General features: G+C 74.2%; 1 protein-coding gene. It reads left to right on the top strand.

Annotated features, from left to right (window positions below; translation table 11 throughout):
* Positions 1 to 26: 26 nt before the first annotated feature.
* Positions 27 to 275, top strand: a 249-nt coding sequence (locus Q1A09_RS22545; protein ID WP_299960645.1) for a hypothetical protein, incomplete at its 3' end; no start/stop codon positions are given.

The raw sequence follows: 275 nt of genomic DNA, 5'->3' as shown, positions 1-275 counted from the left end.
CCGGCACGTACACCGTGCGGCTGACGGTGACCGACGACGACGGTGCCACCGGCACCGTCACCGAGCAGGTCACCGTGTCGGCACCGGCCGAGCCGACGGATCCGGCCGAGCCGACGGATCCGACCGAGCCGACGGATCCGACCGAGCCGACGGACCCGACCGAGCCGACGGACCCGACGGACCCGACGGTGGAGGAGCTCGCGACCGACGTGTTCGGTCGGGAGGTGGCCGGTGGCTGGGGTGCGGCTGACCTGGGTGGGGTCTGGGCGATCGCC

The sequence above is a fragment of the uncultured Modestobacter sp. genome (genome assembly GCF_947486615.1).
In the GTDB taxonomy this organism is placed as follows: domain Bacteria; phylum Actinomycetota; class Actinomycetes; order Mycobacteriales; family Geodermatophilaceae; genus Modestobacter.
This window is presented reverse-complemented; position numbering and strand designations above follow the sequence as displayed.